Annotated in this window: 13 protein-coding genes; 5 read left to right on the forward strand and 8 right to left on the reverse strand. The window is 41.8% G+C overall.

Annotation, left to right across the window (positions count from 1 at the left end):
• Positions 1 to 2: 2 nt before the first annotated feature.
• A complete protein-coding gene (locus tag PT285_RS05805; RefSeq protein ID WP_277148647.1) occupies positions 3 to 572 on the reverse strand; it encodes a DUF1273 domain-containing protein in 570 nt (189 codons plus the stop codon).
• A 68-nt stretch (positions 573 to 640) separates the two neighbouring features.
• Here PT285_RS05805 and recU point away from each other — a divergent pair, with 68 nt between their 5' ends.
• Both recU and PT285_RS05815 read left to right on the forward strand, forming a co-directional pair.
• Positions 641 to 1,276: a Holliday junction resolvase RecU gene (recU, locus tag PT285_RS05810; protein ID WP_277148649.1), complete on the forward strand. Its 636-nt coding sequence runs from the start codon at positions 641 to 643 to the stop codon at positions 1,274 to 1,276.
• Entirely contained in the window at positions 1,263 to 3,641 is a 2,379-nt protein-coding gene (locus PT285_RS05815; RefSeq protein WP_277148651.1) for a transglycosylase domain-containing protein, read from the forward strand. The genes recU and PT285_RS05815 overlap by 14 nt, the downstream gene beginning before the upstream one ends.
• A gap of 184 nt (positions 3,642 to 3,825) precedes the next feature.
• Here the strand turns inward: PT285_RS05815 and nth are convergent, their stop codons facing one another.
• From nth to PT285_RS05850, 7 genes are all read right to left on the reverse strand, one after another.
• Positions 3,826 to 4,449 carry an endonuclease III gene (nth, locus tag PT285_RS05820; protein ID WP_277148653.1) on the reverse strand — a complete coding sequence of 208 codons (624 nt, stop codon included), beginning with the start codon at positions 4,447 to 4,449 and terminating at the stop codon, positions 3,826 to 3,828.
• Between the two features lie 2 nt (positions 4,450 to 4,451).
• Positions 4,452 to 5,099: a DnaD domain protein gene (locus PT285_RS05825; protein ID WP_277148655.1), complete on the reverse strand. Its 648-nt coding sequence runs from the start codon at positions 5,097 to 5,099 to the stop codon at positions 4,452 to 4,454.
• Positions 5,100 to 5,178: 79 nt separating this feature from the next.
• On the reverse strand, positions 5,179 to 6,477 hold the full coding sequence (gene asnS / locus PT285_RS05830) for an asparagine--tRNA ligase (RefSeq protein ID WP_277148657.1): 1,299 nt from the start codon (positions 6,475 to 6,477) through the stop codon (positions 5,179 to 5,181).
• 67 nt (positions 6,478 to 6,544) lie between these two features.
• Positions 6,545 to 7,027: a hypothetical protein gene (locus tag PT285_RS05835; RefSeq protein ID WP_277148659.1), complete on the reverse strand. Its 483-nt coding sequence runs from the start codon at positions 7,025 to 7,027 to the stop codon at positions 6,545 to 6,547.
• Positions 7,020 to 9,812 carry a helicase C-terminal domain-containing protein gene (locus tag PT285_RS05840; RefSeq protein WP_277148661.1) on the reverse strand — a complete coding sequence of 931 codons (2,793 nt, stop codon included), beginning with the start codon at positions 9,810 to 9,812 and terminating at the stop codon, positions 7,020 to 7,022. The genes PT285_RS05835 and PT285_RS05840 overlap by 8 nt, the downstream gene beginning before the upstream one ends.
• A 17-nt stretch (positions 9,813 to 9,829) precedes the next feature.
• The gene (gene addA / locus PT285_RS05845; RefSeq protein ID WP_277148663.1) at positions 9,830 to 13,444 is read right to left on the reverse strand and encodes a helicase-exonuclease AddAB subunit AddA; all 3,615 of its coding nucleotides are present in this window, start codon (positions 13,442 to 13,444) and stop codon (positions 9,830 to 9,832) included.
• Positions 13,437 to 16,919: a PD-(D/E)XK nuclease family protein gene (locus PT285_RS05850; RefSeq protein WP_277148665.1), complete on the reverse strand. Its 3,483-nt coding sequence runs from the start codon at positions 16,917 to 16,919 to the stop codon at positions 13,437 to 13,439. Before PT285_RS05850 ends, addA begins: the two co-directional genes overlap by 8 nt.
• Positions 16,920 to 16,988: 69 nt before the next feature.
• On the opposite strand from PT285_RS05850, the gene mvk reads away from it, so the two are divergent.
• From mvk to PT285_RS05865, 3 genes are read left to right on the forward strand one after another with little or no spacing between them, the layout of a single operon-like run.
• Positions 16,989 to 17,897 (forward strand): mevalonate kinase, encoded by a 909-nt coding sequence (gene mvk / locus PT285_RS05855; RefSeq protein ID WP_277148667.1) that lies wholly within the window; start codon positions 16,989 to 16,991, stop codon positions 17,895 to 17,897.
• On the forward strand, positions 17,897 to 18,859 hold the full coding sequence (gene mvaD / locus PT285_RS05860; protein WP_277148669.1) for a diphosphomevalonate decarboxylase: 963 nt from the start codon (positions 17,897 to 17,899) through the stop codon (positions 18,857 to 18,859). The genes mvk and mvaD overlap by 1 nt, the downstream gene beginning before the upstream one ends.
• 39 nt (positions 18,860 to 18,898) lie before the next feature.
• Positions 18,899 to 19,984 (forward strand): phosphomevalonate kinase, encoded by a 1,086-nt coding sequence (locus tag PT285_RS05865; protein ID WP_277148671.1) that lies wholly within the window; start codon positions 18,899 to 18,901, stop codon positions 19,982 to 19,984.
• The last annotated feature ends 7 nt before the right edge of the window (positions 19,985 to 19,991 follow it).

Below are 19,991 nucleotides of genomic sequence, written 5' to 3' on the forward strand. Positions count from 1 at the left end.
CGTTATTCGGAATATTTTTCTAGTCCTTTTTTTGTTTGGTATTCCTCAGCCGCATCCTGTAAATCGTAAAAATCCAACAAATCCAGCTGGTAACTAGCCGTTTCTTGGTGCTGTTTGATAAGTTGATAATCATATTTTGGTTTGCCGACATGTTCTTCGTCATAGATCATTAATGCCCTGTCAGTATGCAGCAGCATAAAGTTTTGGTAATTGCGCAGCTGCAGCGGGCTGGTGTATGGCTTATTCGAAGTTGAAGCAAAGAAATCAACTTGCTGTTTGAGTTTTAAAAATTTCGCCTGATTTTTTTCATTCCATCGATTGGCAAATTCTTCATAGGGAATCATGATTGCGATGCTAACTGGATAATTTTCCCTGAGTTCGAGCGCAGCTTCGCTTGCCCACTGCTCAACACCCAGGTTGGCTCCCGTGATGATCCAGTCTAATTGTTGATTTTCCAATAAATTAATAAAATAATTTTTCAACGCATACTTAATTACTTGAATTTTGGGATCTGTATCGCCAAAAGCATTTAATTCATAACTGCGGTAACCTGTTACCCATAGACGTTGCATAGTACAAAAGCCTTCCTTTATTCAAAAAACTTTTCTTTATTGTTATAATGCTAGCAGGAGTGAATTTAATGGTCAAATATCCGAATGGCAGCTCAGCCGCATATCATAAGTCAGCAGTGCCGAAAATGCAGCATGCTTATCACCTTCACCGTAAAAACGTAAACTTTTCCGACCGTGGGATGTCCTTAGAACAACAAATCAATGAGTCCAATAAGTATTATCGCATAAAGGGGATTGCTGTTGTTCATAAAAAACCAACACCAATTCAAATTGTTAAGGTTGATTATCCGAAAAGGTCAAGAGCGGTAATTCGTGAGGCTTATTTTCGCCAGGCCTCTACAACCGACTATAATGGGGTTTATAATGGTTACTATCTGGACTTTGAAGCAAAGGAAACAAGGAATAAAACTAATTTTCCGCTGAAAAATTTTCATGAGCACCAGATTATTCATTTAGCCGCGTGTATTGCGCAGCAAGGAGTTTGTTTTACCATTATTAAATTTACCAGCTTAGAGAGATACTTTGTTACACCAGCAAGTTATGTCATTAAAGCTTGGCAGGAAAAGCATAAAAGTTCATTAACGCTTTGTGAGATCGAAAAAGTTTCAATTGAAATGGCCAGCGGGTTTAATCCCACCCTCCCCTATCTCAAAGCAGTTGATCATTTTATTGCAGATAGGAAAAGTAATAATGAAAAAAAATGATAGTAATTCTAAAAATGTTGTTCGTGAATCCAGACAGGCGTACAGCAGGCAGCACCGCAAAAAAAGGCCGTGGGTAAGCATTATCAAATGGGTTTTCTTTGCCCTCCTTTTGTTTATTGTTTCTGGCATTGGCTTGTTTGCCTTTTATGCTAAAGATGCACCAAGCATTAGCGAGAGCCAGCTTGAAAGCGGCGGCACTTCTAGTCTTTATACCAGTGATGGCAAGTTCCTGCTTTCACTAGGCTCGGAAAAACGAATTTATGTCAGGGACAGTCCAAAATTGGATTTGCTAAAAGCAGCAGTTGTATCTGTGGAAGATAAACGTTTCTACAAAGATAAGCTGGGAATTGATCCGATTAGAATTGTTGGCTCAGTCCTTTCGAACGCTCAAAGCAACAGTATTTCTGCCGGGGGTTCAACAATTACCCAGCAGCTCGTTAAACTGACGGTTTTTTCTACTTCTGCTTCCCAGAGAACCTTGAAACGCAAAGCCCAAGAAGCATGGCTGGCAATGCGGGTTCAGCGGGAATTTACCCACGACCAGATCTTAGAATTTTATATTAATAAAGTTTACATGAATTACGGTAATTATGGCATCGGCACGGCGGCTGACTATTATTACAACAAGCCGATTGACAAATTGGATTTGGCCCAAACCGCTCTGCTTGCCGGAATGCCAAATGCTCCGGTTAAATATGATCCGTATGTTTATCCTAAACTAGCAAAATACCGCCGGGACATTGTTTTAAAAGCAATGCTTGATAATAAGAAAATTACCCAGATGCAGTATAACCAGGCAATAAAGGAAAGTGTCAAGCACGGCTTGCGCAAACATCAGGCTGCTAACGAATCAAGAATTCGTAAAATTGATGATCCGTATATTAAGGAAGTTATCTCCGAAGTTAAGGAAAAAGGCTTTAATCCTTATAATGACAACCTCAAAATAACGATTAATATTGATCAGAAAGCCCAAAATAAGTTATACGAATTAGCCAATGATAACCAGGTCCCGTTTACCAACAATAAAATGCAGATTGGGGCAACTGTAATTGATCCAAGTAACGGTCACGTTGTCGCGATTTTGGGTGGTCGGCACCTCCCTTCCGTGCAGCTAGGACTTGACCGAGCTGTGCAGACGGCTAGGTCGACCGGTTCCTCAATCAAACCAGTATTAGATTATGGACCGGCAATTCAATATTTAAATTGGTCAACAGCGAAAATGATTAACGATAGTAAGTATATTTATCCGGGAACTCATATTCAGCTTTACGATTGGGATAATAAGTATGACGGCATGATGACCATTCGGCATGCCTTGGAGCAATCACGCAACGTCCCTGCTGTTAAAACTTTGAAGAAAGTAGGCGTTGGCCGAGCCTCCCTGTTTGCAAGAAAGTTAGGGGTTAATGTTCCAGCCAATTCCGGACTGTCAGTTGCGATTGGTGCCAATGCCTCTAGTCTGCAAATGGCCGGGGCGTTTGGGGCGTTTGCTACGATGGGTGTCTACCACAAGCCCCAGTTTGTTTCTAAAATTCAAACGCCCGATGGCCTAACAAGAAACTATGATTCAGCTGGTGTGCGTGTCATGAAGAAATCAACGGCCTACATGATCACGGACATGCTGAAAGGCGTAATTAAATCTGGGTCTGGTACTGCGGCACAAATTCATGGTTTATATCAGGCTGGGAAAACCGGTACTGTTAAATACGCGGACGAAGACCTGGTTAAATATCCAAGCTACAACTCTACTCCAAAAGATTCATGGTTTATTGGCTATACCCAAAGTTATGTTATGGGTGTCTGGACCGGTTATGATAATTTACGAGATGGGACAATTTTAGGTGTCGGTGCACAATCGGCGCAGTTAATGTATAAAAACATGATGAGTTACCTAATGCAGCAAAAACCAAATATTGACTGGGAAAAGCCCGCTTCGGTAATCAGAGCCAAAATTGCTAAAAATTCTAATCCGCCGCAAGTGTCTGCAACGGGCCAATGGCAGTTATTTGTTCGCAACCATGCGCCAGCTGGTATTGTAGATGATACATCATATGATGACAAAGATGAAGAAACGGATACTAGTAACCGAAGCTACACAACTACCAATAACCAGCAAACTTCATCAACTAGTGAGCGTGACAACCAAAACGGTTCTACTGCGCAAGCAAATAAGAATAAAAACAATAATTTGCAAAACAAAAAAAATAAAGCTGATGAGGCAAATAAAAACAAGCAGAATACAAACTCAAATAAAAATGAGCAAAATTCTACTACCAATAATAATAACAATGAAGAAAACAATACAACCACAAACGATAACAACCAGAATAATGACCAAGGCGATCAAGGAACGGATAATCACTAATATTAAGGCTGGATAATGTTAAATAAAGCACATGTGCTCCATCAATCTCGTTAACTGTTTGATCAACCTTCTCGTTTTAGCTAATATTAAATACGAAAATTTTTTATTTTTATCAGTTATTGCAATTAAAAATGACAACGAAAAAGCCAAGTTAATTTTGTTTAGCTTGGCTTTTTTGCTAGTGTTATTTCAGATATGAATATGGATCTTCTTTATCCCGAGCAGTCATTGAATATCTGCCAAAAAGAATCATTGCATGGTGAGTATGAATCCACTCATCTTTAGGCAACACTTCTTCCAATCGTTGCTCAATTTCGTGTGGCTTGGCCGTTTGTTTGACAATATGAAAGCTCTTAGAAATGCGGGCAACGTGTGTATCAACCGCAATTGCCGGAATCCCAAACCCGTCGGCCAAAACCACATTGGCGGTTTTTTCGCCCACGCCAGGAAGACTTACCAATAATTTTTTATCGGCGGGAATCTGACCGTCATACTTCTCGACCAAAATTTCGGCAGTTTTCTTTAAGTGTTTTGCTTTCGAATGATAAAGACCGATCTTAGAAATATCAGTTTCAATCTCCTTGATGGGGGCTTGAGCGAGTGCCTTGGAATCAGGGAAATCGGCGATAAATTTCGGCATCACCCGATTGACCATCTTGTCCGTTGTCTGTGCACTCATTAATACCGCACACAGCAAATGAAATTTATTGTCCCAAACCAGTTCGCTCTTGGCATCAGGATACATCTGATTGATCTTCCGTAATACCGCCCTTGCCTCTTTATCATTCAATAATTTTTCTTTAGTCATCCTTACCGGTTCCTTTGTAAAAATTTTTCTACTTCTGCTGTCGTTTTTAAATTATGGCGCTGCCAGTTCAATAAGATCCTGTCAACGTATTTTAAGCTATATGCCTGTGACAGAACCGCTTCCCGCAAAGCCAATTTAATTATTTCCGGTGCGTAATGGTCCACGTTAAGCCAAGCAGCAATTTCTTCACGCTCAATCGGGCTTAGATAGCGTCCGAATTCGATTTCGAACTGCCTAGTCAGCTGGTTCAGCGGGTCGTTATCTAGGCTGTCAGCAGAACTTGTTTTTTTCTTTCTGCCCTGCTGATTGTTAACAAGAACGTGATCCTGTAAAAATTGGTCCAGTTTTTGGTATAGGGGACGTAAATCATAACAGTCAGCAATTTTTCCCTTATTATCGGTTAATTGTTCAATCGTTAAAAATTTTTGTTCGATTAATTGCTGCAGCAAATCAGCCACCTGATTTGCTGAAAAATTGGTGTTAGCAGAAATTTGATCGTTGGTGGGAAACTGTTCGCCGCGCTGATTAAACGCCTCCAACTGAATAATTAAAACAAGTTCTGCGTCACTGATCCCTATCTGCGCATAATACGCAATTAAGCCGTTTTGCAGCGTGGTAAAACCTAAAGAACGATAATCATTATATTGCAAAGCTTTAACTCCTTTAAAAAAGTTGAACTAAAACTGTTTAGCTCAACTTTTTGCGTTTATTTAATTATCCATCAAAAATTTATGGTTCCAGGCGGTTAATCATTCTTGGAAACGGAATTGCTTCACGAACGTGATCCAGCTTGCAGATCCAAGCAATTACCCGCTCAAAGCCCATCCCAAAGCCTGAGTGCGGCACACTGCCATATTTACGCAAATCAAGGTACCAGCTGTAATCAGCTTCGTTTAAGCCGGCCTCCGCAATTTGCTTTTTTAAGGTGTTATAATCGCTCTCACGTTCTGAACCGCCCATGATTTCACCGTAACCTTCAGGTGCCAGGGCGTCTGCACAAAGATACTCCTTAGGGTTTTCAGGATTCTTTTTCATATAAAAAGGCTTGATGCTTGTTGGATAGTTGACAATGAAAAACGGTCGGTCAAATTTTTCGGAAATGTAGGCCTCATCCGGAGCACCAAAATCATCGCCCCACTTGAAATCCCGTCCATCTTCCTGTAACATTTTGACCGCATCATCGTATGACAAACGTGTGTAGTTTCCTTGAGCTGCAGGCTCTAATTTCTTTGGATCGCGGTCAAGAAGACTGAGCTCATATTGGCAGTTAGCCAATACCTGCTTAACAACATAAGTTAAAAAGCGTTCCTGAAGATCCAATGATTCGTCCTGATGCATCCAAGCCATTTCCGGCTCCATCATCCAAAATTCGGTTAAGTGGCGGCGGGTTTTGGATTCCTCAGCTCTAAAGGTCGGCCCAAAAGTAAATATTTTACCAAAGGCTTCCGCCCCAACCTCACCGTACAATTGTCCCGATTGGGATAGATATGCATCACCACCAAAATATTCCGTATGGAATAATTCAGTGGTGCCTTCAGGAGCAGAATGCATAAAGATCGGTGCATCAAACTTTACAAAACCTTCACTCTCAAAAAAGTCAACGGTTGCCTTATAGATGACGTTTCTAATGCGCATGATTGCAAATGGCCGACGGCTGCGCAGCCACAAGTGGCGATGATCAAGTAAAAATTCAATTCCGTGTTCCTTGTTGCCGATCGGATAGCCCTCGTTATTGGTAACAACTTTGATGTCGGAAATCTGTACCTCATAACCAAAATGTGACCGACTGTCCTCATGGATTGTTCCAGTTAAATAAAAACTGGCTTCCTGATACAGTGCTTTTGCTGTATTAAACACATCTTCGCTAACATCATTTTTACGGACTACACCCTGAAAGAAAGCTGTTCCGTCCCGCAACTGCAAGAAAACAATTTTCCCGCTCGAACGTTTATCTGTTAACCAAACATGCATTTGTACTTCTTCGCCAACATGCTTGGAACAATCTTCAATTGAAATTAATTCTGTCATAAATTCCCTGTTTCACTTTCAATATTATATCAAATTAATCATACCAAATTTTTGACTACTTGGCGACCTAAGATAGCTTATTTCCATTTTTAAATTTATACAATGTGTAGTAATAATTGCCATCTTTGTCTTGTGCCGTAATTTCCCACACAGCTTGACCGTGATCCCAGCCCAAATTTATTTTTTCAATTTTTCGATGGGGGTAAAACTGACTGTAGGTAAAGGCAACGCTGCCCGCACTAACACCATCGCTGGCGTCGCACAAATAAGCTTTTTTTGAAGTCGGCAAATAGATAAAGTAGTAACTTTCGCCCGCCTTATCTCTACCCTTAACGGCATAACTATTAACACCGCGGTCTAAGTGGTAACGTTTTTCAACTTTTATGATCGGGGACTTGGCTAAAGCCAGTTGTTCCGTCTGGTGGATATCATTGCGGTATTGGTCACCGGCAAAATAAAATACTGCTACAGCTAAAAAATACAGGAAAATGATTGTTCCTGCGACCCACGCAATAAATTTAAGTGTTTGTCTTGTATCATCTTTAATCATAATTTTTAAGCTTACTATGTAATTTCTTCAAACTGACTTTAGTGATTTTTACGGGTATCGCCTGCAAAAATACTGTCCCATATTCTTTTGACCAAATGCGCGAATCTAAAATCAGAAACTGACCGTGGTCATCTTCTCCGCGGATCAGCCGCCCCATACCCTGCCGAAAACGAATTACCGCCCGCGGCAAAGAGTCGTTTGTAAAGGTGTCCCGCCCCATATCATGTAACTTTTGCTGGCGCAGCTGTACCTCGGCCTGATTAGGTGATTCAAACGGCAGCTTGGCCGCAATCACCAAATCGATCCCGCATTGGTGAAAATCTACGCCTTCCCAAAAACTGTCCGCACCAAGCAGAATGGCTTTTTCACTAATTGCGAACCTTTTAGCCATGCGGTTGACCGAACCGGAAAAGCCCTGTGCCAAAATCTCGAAGTCCTTTAATTTGGGATTGTTCATAATGGCCACAAAAATGCTGCGAATCTTGTCTAAATTAGTCATTAAAACAAGAACGTGCTTTTTGTCTGCAAGATCATCAGTCAGAATTTTTTCTAATTCTTGGTCATACTCTTTGCTGGTGAAGTCAGGCATGTTGCTGACCGCCAGCACCTGCAAATTTTTATTGAGGTCAAAGGTCTTTTGCCCTACATATTCAACCGGCTGCAAGTCTTCCACTGCTAATTGCTTTTTTGTATAGGCAAAACTGCCGTTATTGGTCAGTGTTGCACTGATAAACAAAAGGTGGTCAAAGCGTTGATAAATCTGTTTGAGCGTGCTTGACGGATCAAGTGTTATCCAGTGCAAGTTGACACTCAGGGCGTCTTCAGGATTGGTGAGCGCAACAATGAAGCCTTCCGCTTCAATATTTTGCCTGCTTGCAAGCAAATCTGCCAATTGATAACTTTTTTCGGTATAAAAATCAAGCTGATCAATTTGGTCAGTGATTTCACCTAACAAGGTTTCACTGTTTGCAAGCAGACTGTCTTTTTCCTGGTACAGACTAAATAAAATTTCGTTGGTTTCCTGCCTGACTGTTTCCAAGGTGTGGGCAAAGCGAGCCAAAAGTTTTGGAAATTGACTGGCAACAGGAAATAAAGTTGTACCTTGAAAACTCAGCAAAAGCTTTCCGTTAGGCAAGGTTGTTTGATTAATTGCCTGATCATGGTGCGAATACAATTCTTTTTGAAGGCCGTTAATTTGATGAATTAACTTTAAAATATTCGGTTCAATTTTTTCAAGCAAAAAGTTAAGCTGCACATCATTGCCAAATTGGACAATGACACTATCATCATCGTAATAAAGTAAGTTGCGCAGATGACTGAGCACACCCCACAATGATTCAAATTGAAAAGAATCATTTCGTGACGCAATCACATTATCAGTAAAACGGTGAGCCTCATCAATTACCAGATACGGGTTTTGTCCCCAGATGGTATCGGTATAATGATTGGCGAGATAGGCATGGTTGGTCACCAAAATATCGGCCTGTTCCTGCTGTTGCCGCGCCAAATTCCAAAAATCAACACCAGCAAAGCTGCTGCCAACTCGAGCATCCCCCGGATGACTGATTTGGGCAAACAGCGGAGCGTTATAATTGGTTAGCTGTAATTCGTCTAGGTCACCGGTTTTGGTTTGGGTCAGCCAAACCAGAATCTGCATTTGCAGCACCAAGGTTGGCTTATTGCTTGTTTCTGTAAACAAACTCTGCACAAAACCATCCAGATCAAGGTAATGCCCACTTGACTTAACTACTTGGGCGGTCAAGTCAAGGTCGGTCACCTTGAGCATTTGGGGGATTTCCTGGTCAATTATTTGGCTCTGCAGAACCTTAGTCGGTGTCGCAATCACCAGCTTTCTGTTGACATACAGCTGGTAGGCATAAGCAAACAAATAAGAAAAAGTTTTCCCCGTCCCGTTAGGCGCTTCTACTAACATTGCCCGTTCTGCCGGATTATTAATAAAATCATGCAGACAGTTAATCAGCTTAACCTGAGGTGCTCGGTAATTGACCCTACCTTTAAATAAGGCTTTTTTATCTTTATCACTACTGGGAAACTTGGCTTTTGCCTGATGCGCTGCATTGATTGCTGTTTTTGTTTCTTGCCTTTGCAGCACAATATTACGCACCTGAACATAATTTTTCGCTAAAGGTCGTTTTTGCTTGCGTGAGTTTTCCGCTAGCGTCATAAAAATATCTGATGTATCGCGCAATAATCCGTGCGATAGTGAGCTCAAAGTGTTGAGTGTCGCCTGCGGCAAAGTTTCAAGCTTGGAAATAATCTTCAATAGCAAAACCGCGGTTCCATACGCATCGGAGTCGGCCTTATGCGGATTTAAGTGCTTGATTTTTAATTGAGACGTCAGGTCGCTTAACTTATATGAAGGCAAGGTCGGAAAAGCAATTTTGGCCAGTTCAACCGTATCAATTGCCTTATTGGGCAGCGCCTCATAGCCATGCTGCATCAATTCATAATTAAGAAATGGAAAATCAAAATTAACATTGTGGGCAACAAAAATGGTATTTTTTAATATTCGACAAATTTTAGGGGCAAAATAGGCAAAGTCTTTGGCTTTTTTAACATCCTCATTGTGAATACCGGTTAAATTTTGCACTGCCAACGGAATTTCACGCTTGGGGTTGATCATAAACGAATAAGTTTTTACAATTTGGCGTTTTTTAATAATTGCACAGCCAAATTGAATAATATGATTGTTATTTTCTCTTTGCGTTCCGGTCGTTTCCAGATCGACGACGGCAAAAGTATCCCGCATGAAACCATTGGTCATTTTTTTCCCTCCTATTCTTATTTAACTTCTACTACTTGCTGAGCGTCAAGTAAAATCAGATATTTACCTAAAACCTTTTTACCCGAAAATTCCTTTAGGGCCTGTTCGTACAAGCGCAGCTGGCCGGTATATTTTTGTTTGATTTGAGCAATTGCCAGTTCCTGGTTTTTTTGCGCAACGTGATCGGTCTTGTAGTCAAACAGAATAATTCCCTGGTCGGTGACGTAGTAGCCGTCAATTGTTCCGTGAACGAGAATTTTTGCAGACGGGTCGCTGAAATTAGGAAATAATTGTCCAGCGGATAATAAACTTGAGAAATCAACTTCTCGTTTCAGTTTAGCAGGTTTTTGCCAGAATTTGCTGGCGAAAGTGCTGTGGACGAACCATTCGATTTGGTCAAGGTGTAAACTTGCAACAATTTCGGGATTCAGTTTCTTTTGTTTAATTAAAGTCTGAATTTCGTCATTAAGCTGCTCGGAACTGCCATCACCGCGGTAATCATAATACTGTAAAATCAGGTGGGTCGCTGTTCCAATTTCGGCACCCGTGAAATTGCTGCCGAACAAGAAGTCGGGTTTAGTATCAATCGGCTGCAGGTAGCGATTGGTTGATTTCAATAGATGTGAATTTTCTAATTCGGCATCCAGCGGATCGTTAAAAACTTTTTTAATTTCGGAAACTGCCTGGTAAGCGGTTGTTTTACTGGCATCGACAAACGGATATTTAAAACGGTATAATTGGCCAACTTTTTGCGCCAAAGCAGTCATATCGGCTGCTTGGTTATTATTTTCTTCGTTTGGCTGATCAGGGATCGCAGCTGGCTGGTCATAAAGCAGATACAGCAGCTGCTGGCTTTCATCAATTGCGCTGGTTATGGACGAGATTTTTTGCGGCAGCTGCCGGTCAAATTTGAGCATAGGTCCGACAAAGTCCAAGGGACTGCTGGCAGCTAACTTGTCGGTTAGAAGCATTTTTTCACCGGCATTAACCTGTTTTGACCACCGTCCCACCTTTTTATCAAAGTTATTAATGTCGGTCACCAAAATCAGTTTTTGCTTTGCCCGGGTCAACCCGACATACAGAATTCGTGCTTCTTCTTCAAGCAACTGCTGCTTTTTATGAACATTGTCAATTGCCTTAACAAGTGAATCGGCCCGATAATGTTTTTGCCGCACCGTTAATCCGACGCTATCCGGGCTGATAATGTAATCACGATTCAGTTCACGCATTTGAAATTTGTGTTCTAAGCCGACATAAAAAACAATGGGAAACTCTAAACCTTTTGATCCGTGAATCGTCATTAACCTGACCGAATTACCCGCCTCTTTAGTCAAAAGCGGCTGTGCCAGGTCTTTTTGGCTGCGCTGCATGCGGCTAATAAAGTTAATGAACTGGTATAGTCCTTTAAAGCCTGCGCTTTCATAGGAAGCCGCCCGCTCATAGAGTGCCTCAAGGTTAACCCGGCGCTGCTGTCCATTGGGCAAAGCCGTCATTATTTCCAGCAGGCTGGTCTTTTCGTAAATGCTCCAGATTAATTCGGAGATTCGGTGATTCTGCGCAAAAATACGCAGCTCAGCCAGCTGGTTTAAAAAATCCTTAATTCGGCCGCTGAGCTGATCATTTAGTGAAATATAAGCAGTCAAGGCGTCGTAAAAGCTATTATTTTTGCTGTTTATGCGAATTTTGGCTAGATCTTTTTCCTTAAAATTGAACAATGGCGAGCGTAAAACGGTCACCAGCGGAATATCCTGGTCGGGATTATCGATAATTTTCAAATAATTCATGATAATCGTCAATTCAAATGTTTGGAAGTAATTTTTGGCATCCGTGATAAACAAAGGAATGTTGTTTTTGGCAAATTCCTGCATTATTTCCAAATTATCGCTGCGGCTTCTGGTTAAAATTGCAATGTCACTATAACAAAATGGCCGCTTTTTCTTGGTCTTGGGATCATATACCTGCAGCTTTTCCTGCTCAAACTGCTTGATGCGCGCAAGCACCATTTGAATTTCTGCCGTATCTACTTCTTCGTCGTCCTCTGCCTTTTCTTTGTTAACCGAATTATCTTTTTTATGGTAAATAATTTCCGTGGCGCTAGCCAAATGGTCGGGGTAATATTGTGCGCCGAAAACCAACTGGCCCTCTTTCTGATATTCAACCCCGCCGAAGTCTTTATCAAATAAAGCCGTAAAAACTTGGTTGACCAGCGTAACAACGGGTTTAGTGGAACGGAAGTTATCGGCTAGCAGAATCCGCTCCTTGGTTTTGTCTTCTTGGGCAAAAGTTTGATATTTTTCTAAAAACAGATCTGGTTCGGCTTGCCGAAAGCCGTAAATTGACTGCTTAACGTCCCCCACCATAAATAGGTTGTTGACCGGCCCTTTTAACAGCTGCAAAATTTCTTCCTGCAAGGCATTGATGTCCTGGTATTCATCAATCAAGATTTCTTTAAATTTATTTTGGTAAAAAGACCGGGCAAGCTGCGATTTAGAAGTATCTTGACTGAGGATCTGGTAAGCAAACTGTTCCATATCACTGTAATCCAGCAAATTTTCTTCTCGCTTCAGTTCGTTAAAGCGGTCAATTAGGGCCAATTCGGCCTCACTAATTGTCTTAATGATTTTTTGGCTCTTATGCATGATCGCAAGCTGCTCAGCTTCATTGTTAACGTAAAAAGAGATGAAGGCCGTAAAGATTTGATTTTTCGCCTGGTTTTTTAAATCCTGACTTTCCTGATACAGGTCAAGCAGATCCTCATCCCACTTATTGGATTTACGGTAATTACCGGTAAAAATACACGACTGCAAAAGTTCCCGCTGCTCGTCATAAGAAACATCAGCTCTTAAAGCTTTAAGATAATTCGCCAACAGTTTTTGAAAGAGCTGAAAACTCTCATATACTTTCGCCAGCTCTTTCGTATTCATCTGGCTGCTTGCGAGCAGAGCATTAATCTTTTCCGCAAGCGCAGAAAAAGTGGTCAGTAAATACGGTTTTATTTCTTTTTGCCACAGATTAGATTTAACAATCTCCGCATCAATGTCATAGGCCCTACTGAGCTCCTTCAACCAGTTCCGGTAGTTGGGTTTGGCCAAGGCAAAATCATAAAGATCAAGCAACAGCTCTTGCGGGGCCGCCGCATCCCTGTCACCAGCAAAATTATCGTAAAAAGCAATAAAATCCTGATTTTTTTCTTCTAAATATTCACTTTCAACTTCGTGCAGGGCCCGTTCCTTTAGTAATGCTGCCTGGGTTTCGTCTGTCAGAATACTGAAACTAGGGTCAAGATCGATCACGTAGTAAAAACGGTGAATCACATCCAGACAAAAGGCATCAATCGTGGAAAAGTTTGCCGTATCCACCTTGGTTAACTCTCGGCGCAAATACCTTGTGTCACTATTTTTCTGTTTTAAAGCGTTAGTTATAGCTTGCTTGATGCGGTTTTTCATTTCTTCAGCGGCCGCCTTAGTAAAAGTGACCACCAATAGCTGATCAACACTCGTGCCCGCCATAATTTCCTGAAGCACTCGTTCAACCAAGACCGTAGTTTTCCCGCTGCCCGCGGAAGCCGAAACCAAAATATCCCGCTGCCGATCATTAACGGCTTTTTCTTGGTCTTTAGTAAATTTAGTCATCTTGCGCCTCCTTCCTTAGCAGCCGTTTCTTAATTTTTTCCAGTAATTCCGGCTTATCAATATTCGTAATTTGGTGATATTTATTTTGCTTTAGCATTGCGTCAAAGAAAAAGACATCGCGGTAGTCGGAATAAGTTAGGGCACTGCGATTTTTGCCATAACGGTAAGGGTTCAATTCGATTTCACCGGATAAAATTTGGCTTGAGGCCTCCTTGATCAATTCCTCATCATAGTCAAGCAGGAGCTGCATCTCATCTGCACTAAAATTATTGTTGCGCGGAAGGCTGAAACCGCCGCGGGCCTTGGTCTTTAGTCCCGTATATAATTTGGAATTTGTTCCGCTGTTATTAAGCAGCGGTTCTGCTTCGGCCAACAGCTGCGAATCGTTGGTAATCAGTCCGGTATACATCAAGCGCGGCTTGCTATCAACTGCTGCATTCTTCAGCTGCAAATCGGCACCAATTAAATCTTTGCCATTTATGCGTTCCAATTTTTGCGTGACCGTTTGGTAGAATGCCCCTAACAGTGACATCCCTTCCTCACCCGCAAAGAACTGCTGATTTTTAACTAAAACATCCAGGTAAGAAACCATCTGCAGGGCAATTCCGTTGTAGAAAAGTCCTAAGTTGAATTTCTTGGCTGATGACTTGTAGTCAATAACCTGGGCTAAATAATTATTTTCTGTCCCTGCTGCCAGATCCACGCGGTCAATTTTGCCGCGCAAATTAACCTGGTGCTTTCCAGATAAATCAGGTAAAGCAAAATCTAAGCCTTTAACTCTTTCACCTTGACCAAAACTTAATTCAGAATACTTTGCACGCAGCGGCGTCCCCTTTAAAGATTGGTGCCAATTGGCAGCGACCTTGGAAGTGGTGTGGTCAAGACAGGTAAACAGGTACTGGTTAAAAGGATCATTCATTAACTGGGCGTACTGCCCTTCCGCCTTCATTTTTTCGCGGGCACTTTGCAGGAGTAATTCCAGTTCCCGCTGATTAATTTCCGCTAAATCTAATTTCTTGGAGTTGAGCTCTTTAACCAGCCGGTCAAAGGTTTCGTGAAAATAATTACCGGCCTGGATCACGTCAAATTCATTTTCAAAGCGTTTGCGTAAACGCAAGCCGTAGTTTAGGAAGTATTCATAGGAATTTTGGTAATAAGTCTCCAACTGAGAAACCGACGCATTCAGATTTGGTCCGTACAGTAGCTGAGCTAGTTCTTGACCAATGTCTTCCGGCTGGTTATCAAACTGCTGCCCCTGAAGCACCGTTTCTGTTTTAGCTGGTAAATATTCTTGCGTTAATTTCAATAGCGACTTAGTTGCACCTTGAGTTGCCTTATCTAAATAAACAATGTAACCTAGGCTGGCATTAGGATTGGTCACAAATGATAAAATCTCCTGCGCTTTTTCTGGTAAATCGTGCTGGGTAAATTCTGGCGCGCCCCAATTTTTTAATTGTTCATAATAAATTGACGGCTCAAGCTGCTCATTTGCGGCGTTTAAGACGGGATAGGAAAGATAGACCCGGTCATGAGCCAAGGACAAAGAGATGCCAAACTGGTAATTTTGGTCGAGGTTATTTAGCTGCTGCTGGTCTTCAAGGTATGATTCTTCCCCAAAGTTTCCGGCTAATTGCTGCAAGTTTTCCGTAGAAAAAAAGCTGGGCGTTTTCTGAACAGCTGGTAAATTGTTAGCGGTTGCCCCGATAATGAACACCTGCTTGTAGCTGTCAGACTGAATCATACCCATCTCAGATAGGTTAACGGCATCGAGCGTCGACGGAATCTGGGAAAAAGTTGCTTCTTTGAAACCATTGACAAGCATTGTAAAAAAGCCCGCAGCGGAAAACTCATCCGGATTAATCAACAGGTAATCTTTTAATAAATTGAGCAGCAAATCCCAAACCTGTTCTGGCTGTTCGGCTTGCTGCAGATCGCCCTGATCATTTGCTTCATGTCGCCAGTGGTCTAACTGCTTGGTAATGCCGTTAGCAGTTAAAAATTTAAAAAAGCTGGTGATCGCCTTTTGACTGTCAGTTTCAGCCTTAATTTGCTTAAGCAAAGCAGAAATTTTGCTAACAAAATAATTTTTTAATTTGTTGATCCGGGCAATCTCTCCCGGCATCTTGTCCAGGCGGATGACATTGGCATCAAGATAATCTGTTAATTCCCGTTTCCATAAATGATGGTTAATCCCGTGCGCTAGAACAAAATTCTCCAACTCATCGACATCGTGCACGTAGGCCGCTTCATCCTTATACCAGCCCGGAATCAGCAAGTGGGTTTTCATGATTGCCAGTAAGTTTTGTGTCTGTAGCGGCTTAGCCAGCAGCTGGGCAATATTTTCAATTAATACTACCAGGGGATGGTACTTCATTTCCTGTTGCAAATCGTTAAAAAACGGAATCCCATTCTGACGCAAAATCGGGGTCAAGTAAGTTTCGTATTCTTGCAGATTAGGAGCTAAGACCAAGAAATCACGGTAGCGATAATGCTGAAAAACTACCTGCTGATAAATTGTATGCGCGACAAAATAAGCTTCCGCATAACGCGAATCGGCTTTGACCAGCTGAACCTGCTTTAACTCATCAACATGACTGATGGTTCCGGTCCACAAGGAATTAAGCAGCTCATGGGCATCCTGCTTGGCACTTACCGGCAGCGAAGCCGTTTGGTAAGCAATTCCCTGCCCCTTAAGATAACGTAACAAACTGCTGATTGTTTGCTGAATGACAAAATCATAGTCACCCTCCTGGGCTTGCGGATCAAGCTGCCCGAGTTTAGTTTTGAAAGCAAGAGTCACATTTTTTGCTCGTTTCATAAGTAATTTAATAGTTAGACTTTCTTGCAGCGTGAAGTGGGAAAAATCACTAAAGAAAAAACTTTTGTTTTGCAGATCAGTTTTGCTGGCCAGCAGCTTGTTAAGTTCCAGCTGAACCTCATTTTTAGTCGAAAACTTGTTTGTAATGTTTGCAATGAAGGCATCATAAATAATCCGCAAATCATGGACCTTATTTTTAGTTTCCAAATCTAAGTTGGTCTCATCAATTTCATCTAGATCAAGGTTGCCTTCTCGCACCTGCAAAATCGTTGAATAAAGCTGCTTAACTAATCCGGAATTTATCTTGGTTGTTTTAAAGAGCAGCAATTCGTCCTGTTTTTGCGCAATAATTTTGGCTAAAAGCATGGCGGCCGCCGCATCATCAAGCTGTGTCGGCAGACCCGTCTCTGCATCTTTTAGAAAATACCAGGCAAGCCGGGAAAACGACAAGACCTGCAGATTCTTAACCGAAGCCGTAACTTTGTGGCTATCGATTACCAACTTATTTATTGCCCGCACTTCTGTGGTAAACTTAATATGATTAGGAACAATGACAAAAGTTTCCTGTTCTGGGTGTTGCTGATAATTTTTAGTTGCTTCTTCCAGAATCTTTTCTTGTAACGGGTCGGTTTGCCGGCCCAGCAAAATGTTGATCATTAGTTAGTAAACTCCTTATGCATATTTTAGCATAGGGACTTTTAATGTTAAAAATTAAGGATAAGGATCATGAAAAGTAGTTACACGGCGCATGGCAAAGTGATTTTAATCGGTGAGCATTCGGTTGTCTATGGTTATGATGCACTGGCGCTGCCGATTAAGGCCCTGCACATCATAACTACGGTTGAACCCGCACAGGAAATATGGATGGATACCGCAAAATACCGCGGGCCATTTTTTGCGGCCCCAGCAGAATATGATGGCTTGAAATATGTTGTTAAAACATTGTTGGCAAAAACTGCAGGACAGGAAAAAGTAAAAATAACTTACACGGGCGAAATTCCCATTGAACGAGGTCTGGGCTCCAGTGCCACTGTTGCCCTAGGTACAACTAAGGCAATGAATGACTACTTTGGTCTAGGACTTGAGACGGACGAAGTCATGACAATTACCAACCATGCGGAAATGATTAATCATGGTAAAGCTTCCGGACTTGATGCTGCAACCGTTAATTCTGACCACCTCGTCTTTTTCAACAAAAAAACCGGCGCAAAAGAAATTGCCGCAAAGCTGGGCGCAACTCTATTAATTATGGATACTGGTGAACTGGGCAGTACCAAACAGGCTGTTAACCAAGTTCACGATCTGCTGCAGACTAATCCCGTTGCCAAAGGTCAACTTCATGAGCTCGGCACTTTAGCAGATGAAGCCAAAGAAGAATGGTTTAAGCAAAACTACGGAAAAATTGGCCAAATTTTTACCAAGGCAGAAACAATTTTACGCTCGTTTAACCTTGCGACACCGAAAATTAATCAGCTTGAAAAGCTTGCGTTAGAAAACGGCGCTTTGGGCTACAAACTGTCAGGCAGCGGCCTGGGCGGAATTGTTATTGCCTTGTGTGATAAGGCAGTAACTGCCGAAAAGATTGCTCAAAGCAGCAAAGACCTAATTAGTAACTATTGGATCGAGGAAATTTAATGAACCAAACCGTACGCGCTCACACAAATATTGCTTTAATTAAATACTGGGGCAAAAAAGATGATCAGCTGCGGCTGCCCTTAATGTCAAGTTTGTCAATGACGCTGGATAAGTTTTATACGGACACAAGGATTGAACAATCCGCAACAGGCAATGCTTTTTACCTTAATAATATAAAACAGCCGGGAAAAAGTGCGGACCGGGTCTTTGCTTACCTGAAATTATTGCAGGAAAAATTTGCTGTTTCGGGAAATCTAGCAATTTACTCAACCAACCACGTGCCGACGGCGGCCGGGCTTGCCTCTTCTAGTTCTGCCTTTGCAGCTTTAGCCGGCGCTTTTTGTGACTGCTATGGTATTACTGTTAACAAAAAGGAATTGTCAATTTTGGCAAGAATGGGTTCGGGGTCAGCTAGTCGGTCCGTTTACGGCGGTTTTGCCATTTGGCAAAAAGGCAGCAATAGCAGTGATTCATATGCATACGCACTTGATGAAACTCCCACACTTGATTTGCACCTTCTGGTAATTGAGCTTGATCAGATGCCTAAGAAATTGTCTTCAACTGCCGGGATGAAGGCAGCACAAACCTCGCCCTTTTTTACGCCCTGGATTGAACGCAATGAAGATGAGCTAAATGCAATGATTGCCGCAATTAAGCAGCAGGACTTTTCCACAATCGGAAAAATTGCGGAACTTAATGCTAGTGAAATGCATGCCGTCAACTTGACAGCACAGCCGGGCTTTACCTATTTTGAGCCGGCAACAATTGCCGCAATTAACTTAGTACATACTTTACGTGCCCAAGGAATCGAATGTTATTATACAATTGATGCGGGTCCCAACTTGAAAATTTTGTGTCAGTTAAGAAATGTAAAAGAAATTACGAAAGAGTTTGAGACTAAATTTAAGAATGTTAATATAATAGATGCAACTTTTGGTTCAGGTATTTCCTACCTAAATTAATGGCTGTAATAGCTTAATAGATTAGAGGATTAAATTCTTTTGATAACAGAACAAGCCCCGGGTAAATTATATATTGCTGGCGAGTATGCGGTTTTAGAACAAGACTGCCCCGCTATTTTAGTGGCAATTGACCAATTTATTCGGGTTTCAATTACTAAAAGCAAAACCGGTACCGGTTTAATTCATTCAAAGCAGTATTCACAGGATTCCATCCATTGGGTGCGCAAGGGTTATAAAATGGTAATTGATAACCGTGACAACCCCTTTGAATATATCTTGGCGGCGATTTCGTATACGGAACGATTCTGTATTGAGCAGAACATTAAAATGAAGGTTTATGATTTGCATATCAATTCCGACCTTGATTCTGCCGATGGTAAAAAATATGGTCTGGGTTCAAGCGCAGCGGTAACCGTGGCAACGGTTAAAGCAATTTTACGTTTTTATCAGGTGGCTTTTACCAATGAGTTAGTTTATAAGTTATCTGCCATTGCCCATTATTCAGTTCAAGGAAACGGTTCGGCTGGCGACATTGCTGCCAGCGTTTACGGTGGCTGGCTGGCTTACCAGACCTTTGATAAAAAATGGTTAAAAAGGGAACTCGCTGCTAAGTCATTATCTGCGGTGGTTGCCGAAGCGTGGCCGGGGCTGAAAATTGAATTGTTAACTCCGCCCGAAGGGATGAAGTTAATCATCGGCTGGAGTCAAAAGCCAGCGTCAACGTCACAATTAGTTGATGAAACCAATGCCAATAAAGCCGCTTTGAACGGTGAATATAAAAAGTTCTTGGTTGCTTCTAAAAAGTGTGTGCTGGACATGGTCACTGGATTTGAAGAAAACAACATTTCCCTAATTAAGCAGCAGATTGCGGTTAACCGGAAGTTATTGCAGCATTTTGCCCAGATTAACCAAATTGCAATCGAAATTCCCCGCTTGTCAAAATTAATTCAAATTGCGGAGGATTTCGGTTGTGCAGCGAAAACTTCTGGTGCCGGCAATGGCGACTGCGGCATCGTGATCACAGATAACCAGACTGATATTGCGGCGCTTGAGGCCGAATGGCGCAAGCATGAAATTTTGCCTCTCAATTTTCATGTTCATCAAGTTGCCCGCTTGCAAAAATAGAGGAAAA

The organism is Lactobacillus sp. ESL0791 (assembly GCF_029433255.1).
In the GTDB taxonomy this organism is placed as follows: domain Bacteria; phylum Bacillota; class Bacilli; order Lactobacillales; family Lactobacillaceae; genus Lactobacillus.